The sequence below is a fragment of the Pseudomonas delhiensis genome, from assembly GCF_900187975.1.
In the GTDB taxonomy this organism is placed as follows: Bacteria; Pseudomonadota; Gammaproteobacteria; order Pseudomonadales; family Pseudomonadaceae; genus Pseudomonas; species Pseudomonas delhiensis.
In genome coordinates this window covers 99,664-117,194 of record NZ_FZPC01000005.1, presented here as the reverse complement: position 1 = coordinate 117,194, position 17,531 = coordinate 99,664, and the positions used below count along the sequence as shown (strand labels likewise).

Sequence of the window (17,531 nt, the reverse complement as noted above, 5' to 3'; positions counted from 1 at the left end):
GAGAACCTTTTAGAGGAAAGTCGCCGAGGGTACCGGGTAGCAGGCCCGTTAGGCTGGCCTGATGAGCGAATCTGCCAACTGTTTATGAATTTTCCTACCCCGCCCGTGCAAGCCGTTGGCAAGATGTTTCACTACGGCGCCCCGGGCGGGGCAGGCCTCAGGCCGGCAGCACCGCCTCGACCTCGCGCAGGTGGCGATCCTCCAGGCGCAGCTGGCGGTCGTGGAAGCGCTTGAGGTCGGCGCGGTGGCCGACGCTGACCAGGGTCACGCCGGGCAGTTGCTCCAGCAGGGTCTGGTAGAGCGCGGCCTCGTCGTTGTCGTCCAGCGCCGAGGTGGCTTCGTCGAGGAACAGCCAGGCCGGCGCGTAGAGCAGCGCGCGGGCGATGGCCAGGCGCTGCTGCTCGCCCGGCGAGAGCAGGCGCTGCCAGTGCTGGGCCTCGTCCAGGCGTTCGCCCAGGTGCTCCAGGCGGCATTGCCGCAGCACCTCGCGCAGGCGCTCGGGTGCGTGCCGACCGGGCGCCTCGGGGTAGCTCAGGGCCTCGGCCAGGCTGCCGATCGGCAGGTAGGGCTTCTGCGGCAGGAACAGCGTGCGCGCCGCCGGCATCAGCACCTGCCCGGCGCCGAAGCGCCAGAGCCCGCTCATGGCCCGCAGCAGGGTGCTCTTGCCGGCGCCCGAGGGGCCGCTGACGAGAACCTGTTCGCCGGCCCGCAGGCTGAGGCTGGTGGGCTCCAGCAGCACGCTGCCGTCGGCCAGGCGCAGGCTCAGGTGGTCAAGCTGCAGGTTGTCGCCGGCGGCCCGCACCGCGATACCCTCGTGCTCGCCGGCCACCTCGTCCATGGCATTGCGGAAGCTCAGCAGACGGTCGCAGGTGGCGCGCCAGGTGGCCAGGCTGGCGTAGGCGTCGATGAACCAGCTCAGGCCGTCCTGGACGTTGCCGAAGGCGGAGTTGATCTGCATGAGCTCGCCGAGCTGGATCTTGCCGGCGAAGTAGCGCGGCGCGGCCACCACGATGGGGAAGATGATGGCGATCTGGGCGTAGCCGGAGCTGAAGAAGGTCAGGCGCTTCTGCACCTTCATCAGTTCCCAGAAGTTGCCCCAGACGTTGCGGAAGCGCGTCATCAGGCGTTCGTTCTCGCTGCCTTCGCCGTTGTACAGGGCGATGCTCTCGGCGTTCTCGCGGATGCGCACCAGGCCGAAGCGCAGGTCGGCCTCGTAGCGCTGCTGCTGGTTGTTCAGGCCGATCAGGCGGCGGGCGATCAGGTGCGTCAGCCAGCTGCCGACCAGGGCATAGAGCAGCGCGGCCCAGAACATGTAGCCGGGGATGGAGACGCCGAACAGCTCGATGCTGCCGGACACGCCCCAGAGGATCACCGAGAAGGACACCAGGCTGACCAGGTTGCGGATCAGCCCCAGGCCCAGGCTCAGGGTGGTGTCGGTGAAGCTGTTGAGGTCCTCGGACAGGCGCTGGTCCGGGTTGTCGGTGTAACCGCGCTGTTCCAGGCGGTAGTAGTGCTTGTCGGAAAGCCAGGCGGCGAAGTGCTTCTCGGTGAGCCAGCGGCGCCAGCGGATGGTCAGCATCTGCGTCAGGTACAGCCGGTACACGGCGACCAGGATGGCCACCGCGGCGATGCCGCAGAAGTACAGGATCAGGCGGACGAAGGCGTCCAGGTCCTTGTTCTGCAGGGCGTTGTAGAAGTCGCGGTACCAGGTGTTGACCCACACCGAGACACCGACGCCGACCAGCGACAGCGCGATCACCACGACCAGCAGCAGCCAGGCCATGCCCTTCTCTTCGCTGCGCCAGTACGGCGCCGTCAGTTTCCACACCTGGGAGAAGAATCGCTCGCGAACGGCATCGTTCGGAGCGCGATACTCGGCACTTTCGGTCATCGGGTCGGGCTCTGCACGGGCGGCACAAAAAAAAGGAGCGCCCAGTTGGCGCTCCCTGTCTTATGAATTCCTTAACGCCTCACCGGGCGCTTCTGCAGCTTACGCTGCAACGTCCGCCGATGCATCCCCAGGGCGCGGGCGGTGGCGGAAATATTGCCGTCGTGCTCGGCCAGCACGCGCTGGATGTGCTCCCACTGCAGGCGGTCCACCGACATGGGGTTTTCCGGCACCAGGCTGTCCAGGTCGGCGTGCTGCGAGAGCAGCGCGGTCAGCACGTCGTCGGCGTCGGCCGGCTTGCACAGGTAGTTGGTGGCGCCGCGCTTGATGGCCTCCACCGCGGTGGCGATGCTGGAGTAGCCGGTGAGGATCACCACGCGCATCTCCGCGTCCAGCTCCAGCAGCTTGGGCAGCAGCACCAGGCCGGAATCGCCGTCCATCTTCAGGTCCAGCACGGCGTAGTCGGGCAGGTCCTCCCTGGCCAGCGCCAGGCCTTCCTCGGCGGAGCCGGCGACCGATACGCGCAGGCCGCGGCGGCTCATGGCGCGCGCCATCACGCGGGTGAAGGTGGCGTCGTCGTCCACCAGCAGCAGGTGGGGTTGCTCTTCGCCTTCGAACAGGTTCTCTTCGCTCATGGGTACTTCCTCGCGCGTGGGTTCACACCACACCGTAACTGCGCGGCAGGCGCAGCTCGGTAAGCGTGCCGCCGTCTTCGTGGTTGTACAACTTCACCGTGCCGCCGGCGCGGGTGACGCTGGCCTGGCTGAGGAACAGGCCGAGGCCGAAGCCCTTGCCCTTGGTGGTGAAGAAGGGTTTGCCGAGTTGCTCGGCGATCGCCAGGGGCACGCCGGGGCCGTGGTCGCGGATGCTCAGGCAGATAGTGGAGGCGTCCCAGTCGACGCTGATCTCGAGGTCGTCCGGGCAGGCGTCGGCGGCGTTGTTCAGCAGGTTCAGCAGGGCCTGGGTGAGGTCGGTGGGCGGCGTCAGCCGCGGGGCGCTGCCGGGGCCCAGGTTCAGGTAGCGGTAGGTGGCTTCCGGGCGCATCAGGTGCCAGCGGCGCAGCACCGCCTCCAGCCATTCGTTGGCGCCCTGTTCCTGGATGGCCTGGCGGCGGTCGGCCTCGGCGGCGCGCACCAGTTGCTGCAGGGTGTCCTTGCACAGCTTGACCTGCTCCTGCAGCAGCGCCAGGTCTTCCTGCAGCAGCGGGTCCTTCGGGTGCGCCTGGCGCAGTTCCTTGAGCAGCACGCTCATGGTCGCCAGCGGCGTGCCCAGCTCATGGGCGGCGCCGGCGGCCTGGGTGGCCACGGCCAGCAGCTGCTGGTCGCGCATGCTCTCCTCGCGGCGCTGCGCGACTATCTGCTCCTGGCGGCGCAGCGCCTGGGACATGCGCGCGACGAAGAAGGTGATCAGCCCGGCGGCCAGGGCGAAGCTCAGCCACATGCCGTAGATCAGCAGGTAGTCGCGCTGCACCGGGGCCATGTCCAGCGGGTGGAACCACACCAGCAGCACCGTGTAGGCGGCCAGGGCCAGGCCGGCGAGAACGATGGTGTAGAGCCACGGCAGGGTCGCCGCGGCGATGGTCAGCGGCACCAGGTAATAGGAGACGAAGGGGTTGGACGAGCCGCCGGAGAAGTACAGCAGGGCGCTGTGGATGATCAGGTCGCAGCCCAGCTGCACCGAATACTCCAGCTCGGTCACCGGCCAGGGCCCGCGCAGGCGCAGGGCGGTGGCCAGGCACAGCACCAGGGACACGCCGAGGGTCACCCCCAGGGCCGCCCAGGGCAGCGCGAGCAACTGGGCCTTGTAGGCGATGCCCACCGAACCGGCCTGTGCGGCCAATACGAGAATGCGGATGAGCGTCAGGTGCAGCAGGTTCTGCCGGCTGGCGGATAACTGGAAAACCGGTGTGCGCATGGTGAATTCCGGAATTTGCGCGAGTATAGCCAAGCCCCTTCCCCTCTCGGTGCGTCATAGCGACACAGCATACGAGATAAAGGCTATCGCGATTCAACCCCTTTGAACGCCGACCTGCGTCAAAAGGTCTGACTGTCCATGTGCGGGTTCGTCTACCCTGCACCCGGGACTCATTCAGGACCAAGGAGTCGATCATGTCCGCATTTAAGAAAAGCCTCGCCGCCCTGGCCGCGTCCGTCGCCCTGGCCGCCACCAGCTTCGCCGCCCACGCCGACGAGCCGCGCTACAACCTGGTGTCGCTGCACGCCGAGGCCAGCCAGGAAGTGGCCCACGACCAGATGCACGTGACCCTCTTCAACGAGGCCCAGGCCAGCGACCCGGCCAGGCTCGCCGCCGAGACCACCGCCGCGCTCAACGCCGCGGTGACCGAGGCGCGCAAGGTCAAGGGGGTGACCGTGAGCCTGGGCAGCCGCAACAGCTACCCGGTGTACGACGACAAGGGGCAGAAGATCACCGCCTGGCGCGAACGCGCCGAGCTGCGCCTGGAAAGCCCGGACTTCGCCGCGCTGTCGCAGCTCACCGCCAGCCTGCTGGGCAAGCTGAAGATGGGCAACATGAGCTTCAGCATCGCCGACGCCACCCGCCAGCAGAACGAGGACAGCCTGATGAAGAACGCCGTGGCCGCGTTCAAGGCCCGCGCCCAGCTGCTGACCGACTCCCTCGGCGGCAAGGGCTACCGCCTGGTCAACCTGAACCTGAACAGCGCCGGCGCGCCGCGGCCGATGCCGGTGATGCGCATGGCGGCGATGAAGGCCGACGCCGGCTACGGCGCGGCGCCGGAGATCGAGGCCGGCACCAGCCAGGTCACGGTGACCGCCGACGGCACCATCGAAGTGCAGATGCCCTGAGCCGCGGGCCCGCCGCCTCGCCCATGCCCCGGCCATGGCGGCGGGCTTCTTGCGATATTGCGACATTCCCTTACGACTTCATCACAGCTTCTACACTGTGGCGGGTGTGGCCCTTGCGCCCGGCATGTGCCCTGCATAGTTTCAGGCGACACGCCCCACAAGGGCGTGCCTCGATGACAACCACAACAAACTGAGGTCAGCATGCGCAAGAATGCCGTCATCCGCTCCATGATCGCCGCTGGGTTGATCGCCAGTGCTCCCTTCGCCCACGCCGCCGGCAACCTGGTGTTCTGCTCCGAGGGCAGCCCGGCGGGCTTCGACCCCGGCCAGTACACCACCGGCACCGATTTCGACGCCGCCGCCGAGACCGTGTTCAACCGCCTGACCCAGTTCGAGCGCGGCGGCACCCAGGTGATCCCCGGCCTGGCCGAGAAGTGGGACGTATCCGATGACGGCAAGACCTACACCTTCCACCTGCGCCACGGCGTGAAGTTCCACACCACCGACTACTTCAAGCCGACCCGCGAATTCAACGCCGACGACGTGCTGTTCACCTTCAACCGCATGCTCGACAAGAACCATCCGTTCCGCAAGGCCTACCCCACCGAGTTCCCCTACTTCACCGACATGGGCATGGACGCCAACATCGCCAAGGTGGAGAAGGTCGACGACTACACCGTGAAGTTCAGCCTCAACGAGGTCGACGCCGCCTTCATCCAGAACCTGGCCATGAGCTTCGCCTCCATCCAGTCCGCCGAGTACGCCGACCAGTTGCTCAAGCGGAACAGGGCCAGCGACATCAACCAGAAGCCGATCGGCACCGGGCCCTTCGTGTTCAGCCGCTACCAGAAGGACGCGATGATCCGCTTCAAGGCCAACAAGGACTACTGGGTGCCCGGCGAGGTGAAGATCGACAACCTGATCTTCGCCATCAACACCGACGCCTCGGTGCGCATGCAGAAGCTCAAGGCCAACGAGTGCCAGATCACCCTGTTCCCGCGCCCGGCGGACCTGGAGTCGCTGAAGAAGGACGCCAACCTGAACATGCCCTCGCAGCCGGGCTTCAACCTCGGCTACATCGCCTACAACGTGCTGCACAAGCCGCTGGACAAGCTGGAAGTGCGCGAGGCGCTGGACATGGCGGTGAACAAGAAGGCCATCATCGACGCCGTCTACCAGGGCGCCGGCCAGCTCGCCGTGAACGGCATGCCGCCGACCCAGTGGTCCTACGACGACAGCATCAAGGACGCCGGCTACAACCCGGAAAAGGCCAGGGAACTGCTGAAGAAGGCCGGCGTGCCCGAAGGCACCGAGATCACCCTGTGGGCCATGCCGGTGCAGCGCCCCTACAACCCCAACGCCAAGCTGATGGCCGAGATGCTCCAGGCCGACTGGGCCAAGGTCGGCATCAAGGCGAAGATCGTCACCTACGAGTGGGGCGAATACATCAAGCGCGCCAAGGCCGGCGAGCACGACGCCATGCTGATCGGCTGGAGCGGCGACAACGGCGACCCGGACAACTGGCTGGGCACCCTGTACAGCTGCGACGCGGTCAACGGCAACAACTTCTCCAAATGGTGCGACCAGCCCTACGACAAGCTGATCAAGGAAGCCAAGCGCACCCCCGACCAGGCCAAGCGCACCGAGCTGTACAAGCAGGCCCAGCACATCCTCAAGGAACAGGTGCCGATCACCCCGATCGCCCACTCCACCGTGTACCAGCCGATGCGCAAGACGGTCGAGGACTTCAAGATCAGCCCCTTCGCGCTCAACTCCTTCTACGGCGTGGGCGTCGGCAAGTAAGGCAGGTGGCCGCCGCGAGGCGGCCGCTACGCCATGCTGCGCTGGCTACAGCCGCACCCTGAGCGACGACCGGGCCGCCCCACGTGGGCGGCCCTGGCGTTGCTGCTCGCCGCCGCGCCGGCGCTGGCCCGGCCCCTGGTGGTGTGCACCGAGGGCAGCCCGGAAGGCTTCGACATCACCCAGTACACCGCCGCCACCACCGCCGACGCCACGGCCGAGACGGTGTACGAACGCCTGGTGCAGTTCGCCCCCGGCAGCACGAAGGTAATCCCTGCGCTGGCGCAGAGCTGGGACATCAGCGCCGACGGCCTGGCCTACACCTTCCACCTGCGCCCGGGCGTGAAGTTCCAGCGCACCGACTACTTCACCCCCAGCCGCACCTTCAACGCCGACGACGTGCTCTGGAGCTTCCAGCGCCAGCTCGACCCGGCGCACCCGTGGAACAGGCTGGCCCCGCGCGGCTTCCCCTATGCCCAGTCGATGGGCCTGCCGGGGCTGATCGAGCGCATCGACAAGCTCGACGCGCTGACCGTGCGCTTCACCCTGCGCCACCCCGAGGCGCCCTTCCTCGCCGACCTGGCCATGGGCTTCGCCTCCATCTACTCGGCCGAGTACGCCGACCTGCTGCTGGCGGCCGGCAAGCCCGAGCAACTGAACAACCTGCCCCTGGGCACCGGGCCCTTCGTCTTCCAGCGCTACCAGAAGGACGCCCAGGTGCGCTTCGCCGCCAACCCCGACTACTGGGGCGGCACGCCGAAGATCGAGCGCCTGCTGCTGGCGATCACCCCCGACCCCAGCGTGCGCATCCAGAAGCTGCGCGCCGGCGACTGCCAGGTGGCCGTGTACCCGCGGCCCACGGACATCCCCGAGCTGCGCGGGGACCCGCGGCTGAAGGTGGAGGAACTGGACTCGCTGCTGGTCGCCTACGTCGCCATCAACACCCGGCACAAGCCGCTGGACGACGTGCGCGTGCGCCAGGCCATCAACCTCGCCTTCGACCGCGACGCCTACCGCAAGGCGCAGTTCGGCGAGGGCGGCGCCAGCCCGGCGGTGGCGCCCTACCCGCCGACGCTGTGGGGCTCGGACCCGGACCTGAAGGGCTGGCCGCGCGACCTCGAACGGGCCCGCCAGCTGCTGGCCGAGGCCGGCGTGCAACCCGGGCAGAAACTCAGCATCTGGACCCGCCCCGGCGGCGGCCCGACCAACCCCAACCCCGGCATAGGCGCGCAGATGCTGCAGAACGACCTGGGCAGGCTGGGCATCCGCGCCGACATCCGCGTCTACGAATGGGGCGAACTGATCCGCCGCGCCAAGCACGGCGAGCACGACCTGGTGTTCATGGGCTGGGTGGGCGACAACGGCGACCCGGACAACTTCCTCACCCCCAACCTGTCCTGCGCGGCGGCGCAGAGCGGCGAGAACATGGCCGGCTGGTGCAACGCCCAGTTCGACGACCTGCTGCGCCAGGCCCGCGCCACCACCGACCAGGACGCTCGCGCCGCGCTCTACCGCCAGGCCCTGGCGATCTTCCAGCGCGAGGCGCCCTGGATAGCCCTGGCCTACCCCAAGCAGTTCGTGGTGCTGAGCCCCCGGGTGAAAGGCTTCACCCTGAGCCCGCTGGGTTCGAACAATTTCACCCACGTCGAGCTGGGGCCCTGAGTCCTGCAAGACGGCACCAAGATGCTCGCTCCTACGAAAAGCCGTGCCCACCGGTTAAGGAGCGGACCTTGTCCGCGATAGCCGGACGCCCCGGCGCGATTCGCGGATGAGGTCCGCTCCGCAACCCCACCCACACCATTCCCATGTAGGAGCGGGCCCTGCGCGCGAAATCGCGGGCAGGGCCCGCTCCTACAGGTGGGCGCCAAGATTCCCACCACGCCACCTCAAAAAATTCCGCGAAGCCTCTATTCCGGGCATCGGCGAGAAGCGGCGTAGTGAAGCACCAGGCATTTTTTCATTGTCGCGGCCGCCAGGCATGGCTTAGCTTCCCTCCTGAAGGCCCGGCAGCCACGGCCCCCCACGCCTTCCACGGCACGGCAGACCCGCCGCTGCCGCCCCTGCGCCCGCCCCATCCGCTGCGGGCAGCCATGAGCCAGGTCCGACCGGCCATGCTCTTCCAACAATCATCCCACCTCACTCGCTTCCCGCCTTGCAGCCGGCCACCGGCCGTTCCCGGCGCGCGCCCAGGTGCCCGCCGTTGCACACAGCACTAGAAACGAGGAGCAATCAGATGACCAATCCACACATCCGCCCCACCACCATCGGCCTGGCACTGCTCGCCGGCATCACCGGCCAGGCCTGGGCGGCCGAAGAGGACGACAGGCAGCGGGGGCAGGCCGCCGCCAAGGGCTTCATCGAAGGCCAGAGCCTGACCCTGAGCACCCGCAACTTCGCCTCCCGCGAGCAGAAACATGGGCGCTTCGTCTTCAAGATCCCCAAGGACGACGGCTACGAACCCACCCACAGCCGGCGCACCTGGGTGCAGGGCAGCATCCTGCAGTACAGCTCCGGCTACACCCGGGGCACCGTCGGCTTCGGCCTCGACGTCGGCGCCTTCCATGCCCTCAACCTGGAGCGCGGCAAAGGCGTGGTCGCCGGCGGCAGCAACCGCACCCTGACCGACAGCGACGGCCGGCCGCTGGACGAGTGGTCCAAGCTGGGCGTGGCCAACCTGCGCCTGCGGCTGTCCAACAGCGAACTGCGCGCCGGCCGCCTCCAGGTCGAGACGCCGGTACTGGCCACCATAGACAACCGCGCCCTGCCCTCCACCTTCCGCGGCGTCGGCCTGACCAGCAGCGAACTCACCAGGCTCAAGCTGCAGGCCGGCAGCTTCGATCGCGTCAGCCCGCGCACCGGGGCCGGCGACGAGAAACTCACCACCACCTACGGCGACCGCAAGGCCAAGGGCGACCGCTACAGCTACCTCGGCGGGACCTACCGTGCGACGCCCAATCTCAGCCTCACCGCCTACGGCGGCGAGTTCGAGGACATCTGGCGGCAGTACTACCTGGGCTTCTCCCACGACCTCGGCGACCCCGACGTGCTGGCCCTGCACACCCGCTTCGACGGCTACAGCACCCGCGATGCCGGCAGCCGCAAGGCCGGCTACATCGACAACGACACCTGGAGCCTGGCCTTCACCCTCGCCCGCGGCGCCCATAGCCTGATGGCGGGCTGGCAGCAGGTCGATGGTGACGAGTACTTCGACTACGTCAACGAGACCGCGGCCATCTACCTGGTCAACTACCTGCAATCCGACTACAACGGCCCCAACGAGAAGTCCGCCCAGCTGGCCTACGGCACCGACTGGGCCCGCTACGGCATACCGGGGCTGAGCAGCACGCTGTGGTACGCCAAGGGCTGGGGCATCGACGGCACCCGCTACGACGGCGACCGCAACGGCGCCCACGGCAGCTACGCCGAGGTGCGCAAGCAGGACGGCGAAAGGCATCGCGAACTGGGCATGACGCTCGCCTACAAGATCCAGGACGGCCCGCTCAAGAGCAGCAGCATCAAGCTGACCTACCGGCGCCACCGGGCCAGCCAGAACCAGGCCGACGGCAGCATCGACGACGTGCGCCTGATCACCACCCTACCCTTCAACCTGCTGTAGCCCCCCGCTCCGGCGCCGCCCCGCCAGAGGCGGCGCCGGGCAGGTACGCGCCCTCCATCGCCCCGCGCCTAACCGAGGTGCTCGCTCCTACGAAAGGCCCTGCTCGCCGGTAGGGTAGGAGCAACTGTCTTGCAGGCTGCGCCGCCTCTTTCCAACCCGTAGGGCGCATAACGCCTACGGCGTTATCCGCCGCCGCCGTCGGGCACCGGCGTTCCGGCCGGCGGCGGATAACCGCGAACGGTTATTCGCCCTACGGTCGAGCACGGACGTAGGACTTTGTCCGCGATAACCGGAGGTTCCAGCGCGGTTCGCGGATGAGATCCGCTCCGCAACCCCACCCGCGCCATTCCCCTGTAGGAGCGCGCCCTGCGCGCGAAATCGCGGGCAGGGCCCGCTCCTACAATGCCCACCGATGCCGCTAGGCCCTAGCCCGCCAGACCGAACGGATCGTCGATGGAATGGCTCGGCCGGGTGAACCAGCGCGGGCCCTCGGCGCTCATGTAGAAATGGTCTTCCAGGCGGATGCCGAACTCGCCGGGCACGCAGATCATCGGCTCGTTGCTGAAGCACATGCCGGCCTCCAGCGGGGTTTCGTCGCCGCGTACCAGGTAGGGGCCTTCGTGGATGTCCAGGCCGATGCCGTGGCCGGTGCGGTGCGGCAGGCCGGGCAGGGCGTAGTCCGGGCCCAGGCCGCCGGCTTCCAGGCAGCGCCTTGCGGCGGCGTCCACCGCCTGGCAGGGGGCGCCCGGCACGGCGGCGTCGAAGGCGGCCTGCTGGGCGGCCTTCTCCAGGTTCCAGAAGGCGCGCTGGCGGTCGCTGGGGGTACCGAAGACGTAGCTGCGGGTGATGTCCGAGTTGTAGCCGTGCAACTGGCAGCCGGTGTCGATCAGCACCATGTCGCCCTCGCGCAGCGGGCGCGGTTCGCGCACGCCGTGGGGGAAGGCGCTGTCCTCGCCGAACAGCACGATGCAGAAGGTCGAGCCGGGCGCGCCGACACGGCGGTGCGCCGCCTCGATGAAGCGCACCACTTCGGTAGTGGTGATGCCTTCGCGGAGGATGCCGGCGGCAGCCTTGTGCACCTCCAGGGTCATGTCCTTGGCGCGTTGCAGCAGCGCCAGCTCGGCGGCCGACTTGCGCTGCCGGCCGTGGTCCACGGCGGCGCCGGCGTCCACCAGGCGCAGGGCGCCGGCGACCTCGCGCAGGCGCTCGACCATGCCGAACGGCAGGCTCGGGCACAGGCCGAGGCGGGCGTTGGCCGGCACGCCCAGCTCCACCAGCATGTCCAGCAGCAGGCGGTAGGGGCTCTGGTGCTCCTGCCAGGTGCGGATCGCCCCGGGCAGCACCTGGAAGTCGCGCACCGTGCCCTCCTCGAAGGCCGGGGCGAGGTACAGCGGCTCGCCGTCGGCGGGCACCAGCAGGCCGACCAGGCGCTCGCTGGGGTTCCACTTCACCCCGCTGAAATAGCGCAGGTAGCTGCCGGCATCGACGAAGGCCGCGGCCATGCCCTGCCCGCGCAGGCGCGCCTGCAGGCCGGCCACGCGGGCCCGGTATTCGTCCAGCCCGATCGGCTCGACGCCGCCGCTCATGTCATGCAGCCCCGCCAGTGCCTGCTCGGGGGTGCGGCCCCCAACGCCCAATGCCATCGCCCAGCTCCCGTGGTGAAAAATGCCGGCTGGATTTAAGCATTACTTAAAATCCGTGCCAAACGAATTTTAAGTCACACTTAAAACCACGAAGAAAGCGCCTACCCCCTGTCAACCTTGCCGACACTCTTCCGCCGCGATTCTTCACCGGTATACTGCCGGCATCCTCCAAGAGCCCAGCCAATGACCGTCGATCGAATCGGAGAGCGCCTGCGCCGTTATCGGCGCGCCGCGAAGAAGACCCTCAACCAGGTGGCCAGCGAATCCGGCCTCACCGCCAGCTTCCTGTCCCAGGCCGAGCGCAACCTCACCGGCGTTTCCATCTCCTCCCTGGCCAGCATCGCCAGGTCCCTGGGGGTGCCGCTCAACGAACTGTTCGACCAGCCGCAGCAAGCGCAGCCGGACACCCACCAGGGCGAGCGCGTGCGCTACGCCATCGAAGGCCAGCCGCTGGGCTACGAGCGCCTGTCCAGCACCTTCCCCGGCAACCAGCTCAACGCGGTGAAGATGAACATGCCGGTCGGCTACCAGTCCGAGCTGATTTCCCACGAAGGCGCGGAATTCGCCTACGTGCTCAGTGGCAACATCGTCTACACCATCGACGGCCGCAACTACCCCCTCGGCCCCGGCGACTCGGTGCACTTCGATGCCGGCAAACCCCACTGCCTGCGCAATGCCGGCGAGGAAACCGCCGAGGTGCTGACCGTCACCACCATGCCGCTGTTCGGCGAGCACCCGGGCACCTGAGTCCTTCCCCCGCCATCAGGATTCGTCTGATTTTTGCAGTGGCACTGAATTTAAGTTGACCTTAATTTCAGCCTGACTTAACTTCGCGTTCGACGTTCGCCGGCCACCCCCGGCGGCATCCGGCCATCGCCTCCGGGGGAGCGATGGCGCCCGAGCCGGCGCAGGCCCACAACGCCCAGCGCACGGCTCCCTCAGAAAAAGAACAACGAGGTTAGGCATGCGTATGAAGCGTCGTAACTCCATGCATTCACTGGTTGCCGGCGGCCTGCTGCTGGCCAGCTCGGCGAGCTTCGCCGGCAACACCCTGGTGTACTGCTCCGAAGGCAGCCCGGCCGGCTTCGACCCGGGCCAGTACACCACCGGCACCGACTACGACGCCACGTCGGAAACCCTGTTCAACCGCCTGGTGCAGTTCGAGCGCGGCGGCACCGAGGCCGTGCCGGCCCTGGCCGAAAGCTGGGAGACCAGCGCCGACGGCAAGGCCTGGACCTTCCACCTGCGCCCCGGCGTGAAGTTCCACAGCACCGACTACTTCAAGCCCAACCGCGCGTTCAACGCCGACGACGTGGTCTTCACCTTCCAGCGCATGCTCGACAGGAACCACCCGTTCCGCAAGGCCTACCCCACCGAGTTCCCCTACTTCACCGACATGGGCCTGGACCGCAACATCGCCAGGGTGGAGAAGCTCGACGAGCACAGCGTCCGGTTCACCCTCAACGAGGTCGACGCCGCCTTCATCCAGAACCTGGCGATGAACTTCGCGGCCATCCAGTCCGCCGAGTACGCCGACCAGCTGCTCAGGCAGAACCGGGCCAGCGACATCAACCAGAAGCCCATCGGCACCGGGCCCTTCGTGCTCGCCCGCTACCAGAAGGACGCGCTGATCCGCTTCAGGGGCAACAAGGACTACTGGAAGCCCGAGGACGTGCGCCTGGACAACCTGATCTTCGCCATCAACACCGACGCCTCGGTGCGCATGCAGAAGCTCAAGGCCGGCGAATGCCAGATCAGCCTCAACCCGCGCCCGGCGGACCTCGAGTCGCTGAAGCGCGACCCGAACCTGGACATGCCCTCGCAGCCGGGCTTCAACCTCGGCTACCTGGCCTACAACGTCACCCACAAGCCGCTGGACCGCGTCGAGGTGCGCCAGGCGCTGGACATGGCGGTGAACAAGCAGGCCATCATCGACGCCATCTACCAGGGCGCCGGCCAACTGGCGGTGAACGCCATGCCGCCGACCCAGTGGTCCTACGACGAGTCGATCAAGGGCCAGGCCTACGACCCGGAAAAAGCCAGGGCACTGCTGAAGCAGGCCGGCATCGCCGAGGACACCGAGATCACCCTCTGGGCCATGCCGGTGCAGCGCCCCTACAACCCCAACGCCAGGCTGATGGCCGAGATGATCCAGGCCGACTGGGCCAAGGTCGGCATCAAGGCCAGGATCGTCAGCTACGAGTGGGGCGAGTACATCAAGCGCGCCCACGCCGGCGAGCACGACGTGGCCCTGTTCGGCTGGACCGGCGACAACGGCGACCCGGACAACTGGCTGGGCACCCTCTACGGCTGCGACGCGGTCAACGGCAACAACGTCTCCAAGTGGTGCGACCCGGCCTACGACAAGCTGGTGAAGCAGGCCAAGGCCACCACCGACCACGCCCAGCGCGTCGCCCTCTACCAGCAGGCCCAGCAACTGCTGGCGCAGCAGCTGCCGATCAGCCCCATCGCCCACTCCACCGTGTACCAGCCCATGCGCAAATCGGTGCAGGGCTTCCTCATCAGCCCCTTCGGGCGCAACTCGTTCTACGGCGTGAGCAACCAGCCCTAGCCGCAGCCCGCGGTCCCACCGCGGGCAGGCCAGCCCGGCACAGACCGGGCGGCCCTTCGTTTCGCCACTGCCTCACTCCCAGCGTGCCAGCCCCGGCAGGCGCGGCGGGATGCGTTTGCCGTCTCGAACAACAACGAAGAAGAAAGAAGGAGCAACCCCATGCAGTGTCCCTACATCAAACCCACCGTACTGGGCCTGGCGATCGGCGCCGGGCTGCTCGGCCAGGCCTGGGCCGCCGAGGACGATTCGGACAAGGGCCAGGCCGGCGCCAGCGGCTTCGTCGAAGGCCAGAAGCTGACCCTGAGCACACGCAACTTCTTCTCCCGCGAGCAGATGCACGACAGCTTCGGCTTCCGCATCCCCAAGGAGGGCGGTTCGGAGTTCACCCACAGCCGCCGCACCTGGGTCCAGGGCACCATCCTCCAGTACAGCTCCGGCTACACCCAGGGCACCGTCGGCTTCGGCCTGGACCTGGCCGGCTTCAACGCCATCAACCTGGAGCGCGGCAAGGGCGTGATCGGCGGCGGCGGCAACCGCACCCTGACCCACGGCGACGGCGAGGCGGTGGACGAGTGGTCGAAGATGGGCATCGCCAACCTGCGCCTGCGGGTCTCCGACACCGAGCTCAAGGCCGGGCGCTTCCAGGTCGAGACGCCGGTGTTCAACAGCATCGACAACCGCGCCCTGCCGTCGAGCTTCAACGGCGTGGGGCTGGTCAGCGAGGAGCTGGCCGGCCTCTCGCTGCAGGGCGGCAGCTTCACCCGCGCCAGCCCGCGCACCGGGGCGGGCGACGAGGACCTCACCACCGAGTACGGCACGCGCCAGGTCAAGGGCGACCGCTACAGCTACCTCGGCGGCACCTACAAGGTCGCCGACAACCTCTCGGTGACGGCCTACGGCGGGCACTTCGAGGATGTCTGGAACCAGTACTACCTCGGCTTCTCCCACGACCTGGGCGATGCGCAGAGCCTGGCCCTGAACACCAGCTTCAACCTCTACAGCACCCGCGACACCGGCAACCGCGAGGCCGGCTACATCGACAACGACACCTGGAGCCTGGCCTTCACCCTCAGCCGCGGCGCCCACTCGCTGATGCTCGGCTGGCAGCAGGTCGACGGCAACGAGTACTTCGACTACGTGCACGAAACCTCGGCCATCTACCTGGCCAACTCGCTGCTGTCGGACTACAACGGGCCCAACGAGAAATCCGTGCAGCTGCGCTACGGCACCGACTTCGCGCCCTACGGCGTGCCCGGCCTGAGCACCGCGGTGTGGTACGCCAAGGGCTGGGACATCGACGGCAGCCACTACGACGGGGACCGCAACGGCGCCTACGGCAACTACGCTGAAGTTCGTGGCCAGGACGGCGAGAAGCACCACGAACTGGGCCTGATGGGCACCTACGTGATCCAGGACGGCCCGCTCAAGCGCAGCAGGTTCCGCCTGATGTACATGAAGCACCTGGCCAGCCAGAACCAGGTCGACGGCAGCGTCGACGAAGTCCGCCTGGTCAGCACCTTCCCCTTCGACCTGCTGTAGGAGAACCTGCATGCCCGTCCCGCGCTACCTGCCCCTGCTCCTGGCCCTCGGCGCCGGCCCCGCGCTGGCGCAGAACCTGGTGGTCTGCACCGAGGCCAGCCCGGAAGGCTTCGACATCGTCCAGTACACCGGCGCGGTCACCGCCGACGCTGCCGCCGAGACGGTGTTCAGCCGCCTGGTGGCGTTCCGCCCGGGCACCACCGAGGTAGTGCCGGCACTGGCGCAAAGCTGGGAGGTCAGCCCCGACGGGCTGACCTACAGCTTCCACCTGCGCCCGGGGGTGAAGTTCCACAGCACCGAGTACTTCAAGCCCAGCCGCACCCTCAACGCCGACGACGTGCTCTGGAGCTTCCGCCGCGCCCTGGACCCGCAACATCCCTGGCATGCCTCGGCGCCGCGCGGCTACCCCTACTTCGAAGCCATGGGCATGGGCGAGCTGATCAAGTCGGTGGACAAGCTCGACGACCTGACCGTGCGTATCACCCTCAACCACCCGGAGGCGCCCTTCCTCGCCGACATGGCCATGGGCTTCGCCTCCATCTACTCGGCCGAATACGGCGACCAGCTGCTCAAGGCCGGCAAGCCGGAGCAGCTCAACACCCAGCCCATCGGCACCGGGCCCTTCGTCTTCAGCCGCTACGCCCGCGACGCCCAGGTGCGCTACAAGGCCAACCCGGACTACTTCGGCGGCAAGCCGGCGATCGACAACCTGGTGTTCGCCATCACCCTGGACCCCAACGTGCGCATGCAGAAGCTGCGCCGCGGCGAGTGCCAGGTGGCGCTCTACCCCAAGCCCGCCGACGTGCCGCAGCTGCAGAAGGAAGCGGGCCTGGCGGTGGACAGCACCGACGCCCTGCTGACCACCTACGTGGCCCTCAACACCCAGCACAAGCCGCTGGACGACGTGCGCGTGCGCCAGGCCATCAACCTGGCCATCGACAAGCCGGCCCTGCTCGACGCGGTGTTCGGCCCCGGCGCCGCGACCCCGGCGATCAACCCCTATCCGTCCACCCTGCTGGGCTACAACGAGGCCCTGCAGGACTGGCCGCACGACCCCGAGCGCGCCCGGGCCCTGCTCGAGGAAGCCGGGGTGGACGGCCTGAAGCTGACGCTGTTCATCCGCAACGGCAGCTCGCCGACCATCCCCAACCCGGCGCTGGCGGCACAGATGATGCAGGCGGACCTGGCCAAGGTCGGCATCGCCTTGCAGATCCGTTCGCTGGAATGGGGCGAGCTGCTCAAGCGCTCCAAGGCCGGCGAGCACGACCTCTCGCTGCTCGGCTGGGCCGGCGACAACGGCGACCCGGACAACTTCCTCAGTCCGAACCTCAGCTGCGCGGCGGCGAAGTCCGGGGAAAACCAGGCGCGCTGGTGCGATGCGGCCTTCGAATCACTGATCCAGCAGGCCCGGCGCACCGACGAGCGGTCGAAACGGCAGGAACTTTATGAAAAGGCGACAAAGATATTCCACGAACAGGCCCCCTGGATTCCCCTGGCGCATCCTAAGCTGTTCAATGTGCGCCGCAGCAACATCGAGGGCTACACCATCAGCCCGCTGAGCAACAACAACTTCGCCGAAACCCGGGTGAAGTGACAAGAAAAAGCGGCGCCCGCCCTACCCCGGCGGGCAGCCGCGCGATGAGGAGTGCTC

General features: G+C 67.8%; 12 protein-coding genes. 8 read left to right on the top strand and 4 right to left on the bottom strand.

Features of this window, described 5'->3' with window-relative positions:
- Positions 1-157: 157 nt before the first annotated feature.
- From CHC02_RS05965 to CHC02_RS05955, 3 genes are all read right to left on the bottom strand, one after another.
- Entirely contained in the window at positions 158-1,891 is a 1,734-nt protein-coding gene (locus CHC02_RS05965; RefSeq protein WP_089390584.1) for an ABC transporter ATP-binding protein/permease, read from the bottom strand.
- 71 nt (positions 1,892-1,962) lie between these two features.
- Positions 1,963-2,523 carry a response regulator transcription factor gene (locus tag CHC02_RS05960; protein ID WP_089390583.1) on the bottom strand — a complete coding sequence of 187 codons (561 nt, stop codon included), beginning with the start codon at positions 2,521-2,523 and terminating at the stop codon, positions 1,963-1,965.
- Positions 2,524-2,545: 22 nt separating this feature from the next.
- Positions 2,546-3,802, bottom strand: a complete 1,257-nt coding sequence (locus CHC02_RS05955; RefSeq protein WP_089390582.1) for an ATP-binding protein — start codon at positions 3,800-3,802, stop codon at positions 2,546-2,548.
- A 194-nt stretch (positions 3,803-3,996) separates the two neighbouring features.
- Between CHC02_RS05955 and CHC02_RS05950 the strand changes: the two genes are divergently transcribed.
- The 4 genes from CHC02_RS05950 to CHC02_RS05935 all read left to right on the top strand — a co-directional run bounded on the left by CHC02_RS05950 (position 3,997) and on the right by CHC02_RS05935 (position 10,126).
- Positions 3,997-4,710, top strand: coding sequence for an SIMPL domain-containing protein (locus tag CHC02_RS05950; protein ID WP_089390581.1), 714 nt, complete (start codon positions 3,997-3,999; stop codon positions 4,708-4,710).
- A 201-nt stretch (positions 4,711-4,911) separates the two neighbouring features.
- A complete protein-coding gene (locus CHC02_RS05945) occupies positions 4,912-6,513 on the top strand; it encodes an ABC transporter substrate-binding protein (RefSeq protein ID WP_089390580.1) in 1,602 nt (533 codons plus the stop codon).
- A gap of 33 nt (positions 6,514-6,546) precedes the next feature.
- A complete protein-coding gene (locus CHC02_RS05940) occupies positions 6,547-8,172 on the top strand; it encodes an ABC transporter substrate-binding protein (protein WP_089390579.1) in 1,626 nt (541 codons plus the stop codon).
- Positions 8,173-8,743: 571 nt separating this feature from the next.
- Positions 8,744-10,126, top strand: a complete 1,383-nt coding sequence (locus tag CHC02_RS05935; protein WP_089390578.1) for an OprD family porin — start codon at positions 8,744-8,746, stop codon at positions 10,124-10,126.
- Positions 10,127-10,551: 425 nt separating this feature from the next.
- Here CHC02_RS05935 and CHC02_RS05930 read toward each other — a convergent pair whose 3' ends face one another.
- On the bottom strand, positions 10,552-11,769 hold the full coding sequence (locus CHC02_RS05930; RefSeq protein ID WP_089390577.1) for a M24 family metallopeptidase: 1,218 nt from the start codon (positions 11,767-11,769) through the stop codon (positions 10,552-10,554).
- A gap of 183 nt (positions 11,770-11,952) precedes the next feature.
- Between CHC02_RS05930 and CHC02_RS05925 the strand changes: the two genes are divergently transcribed.
- From CHC02_RS05925 to CHC02_RS05910, 4 genes are all read left to right on the top strand, one after another.
- Positions 11,953-12,516, top strand: coding sequence for a helix-turn-helix domain-containing protein (locus CHC02_RS05925; protein ID WP_089390576.1), 564 nt, complete (start codon positions 11,953-11,955; stop codon positions 12,514-12,516).
- Positions 12,517-12,739: 223 nt separating this feature from the next.
- Positions 12,740-14,341, top strand: a complete 1,602-nt coding sequence (locus tag CHC02_RS05920) for an ABC transporter substrate-binding protein (RefSeq protein ID WP_089390575.1) — start codon at positions 12,740-12,742, stop codon at positions 14,339-14,341.
- A gap of 159 nt (positions 14,342-14,500) precedes the next feature.
- Positions 14,501-15,880, top strand: a complete 1,380-nt coding sequence (locus tag CHC02_RS05915) for an OprD family porin (RefSeq protein WP_089390574.1) — start codon at positions 14,501-14,503, stop codon at positions 15,878-15,880.
- Positions 15,881-15,890: 10 nt separating this feature from the next.
- Complete coding sequence (locus tag CHC02_RS05910; protein ID WP_089390573.1) at positions 15,891-17,474, top strand: ABC transporter substrate-binding protein; 1,584 nt, start codon at positions 15,891-15,893, stop codon at positions 17,472-17,474.
- The last annotated feature ends 57 nt before the right edge of the window (positions 17,475-17,531 follow it).

What these genes read in the sequence shown, in the direction of transcription:
- CHC02_RS05965 (WP_089390584.1), bottom strand. Translation starts at nt 1,891, where the DNA reads ATGACCGAAAGTGCCGAGTATCGCGCTCCGAACGATGCCGTTCGCGAG.
- CHC02_RS05960 (WP_089390583.1), bottom strand. Translation starts at nt 2,523, where the DNA reads ATGAGCGAAGAGAACCTGTTCGAAGGCGAAGAGCAACCCCACCTGCTG.
- CHC02_RS05955 (WP_089390582.1), bottom strand. Translation starts at nt 3,802, where the DNA reads ATGCGCACACCGGTTTTCCAGTTATCCGCCAGCCGGCAGAACCTGCTG.
- CHC02_RS05950 (WP_089390581.1), top strand. Translation starts at nt 3,997, where the DNA reads ATGTCCGCATTTAAGAAAAGCCTCGCCGCCCTGGCCGCGTCCGTCGCC.
- CHC02_RS05945 (WP_089390580.1), top strand. Translation starts at nt 4,912, where the DNA reads ATGCGCAAGAATGCCGTCATCCGCTCCATGATCGCCGCTGGGTTGATC.
- CHC02_RS05940 (WP_089390579.1), top strand. Translation starts at nt 6,547, where the DNA reads ATGCTGCGCTGGCTACAGCCGCACCCTGAGCGACGACCGGGCCGCCCC.
- CHC02_RS05935 (WP_089390578.1), top strand. Translation starts at nt 8,744, where the DNA reads ATGACCAATCCACACATCCGCCCCACCACCATCGGCCTGGCACTGCTC.
- CHC02_RS05930 (WP_089390577.1), bottom strand. Translation starts at nt 11,769, where the DNA reads ATGGCATTGGGCGTTGGGGGCCGCACCCCCGAGCAGGCACTGGCGGGG.
- CHC02_RS05925 (WP_089390576.1), top strand. Translation starts at nt 11,953, where the DNA reads ATGACCGTCGATCGAATCGGAGAGCGCCTGCGCCGTTATCGGCGCGCC.
- CHC02_RS05920 (WP_089390575.1), top strand. Translation starts at nt 12,740, where the DNA reads ATGAAGCGTCGTAACTCCATGCATTCACTGGTTGCCGGCGGCCTGCTG.
- CHC02_RS05915 (WP_089390574.1), top strand. Translation starts at nt 14,501, where the DNA reads ATGCAGTGTCCCTACATCAAACCCACCGTACTGGGCCTGGCGATCGGC.
- CHC02_RS05910 (WP_089390573.1), top strand. Translation starts at nt 15,891, where the DNA reads ATGCCCGTCCCGCGCTACCTGCCCCTGCTCCTGGCCCTCGGCGCCGGC.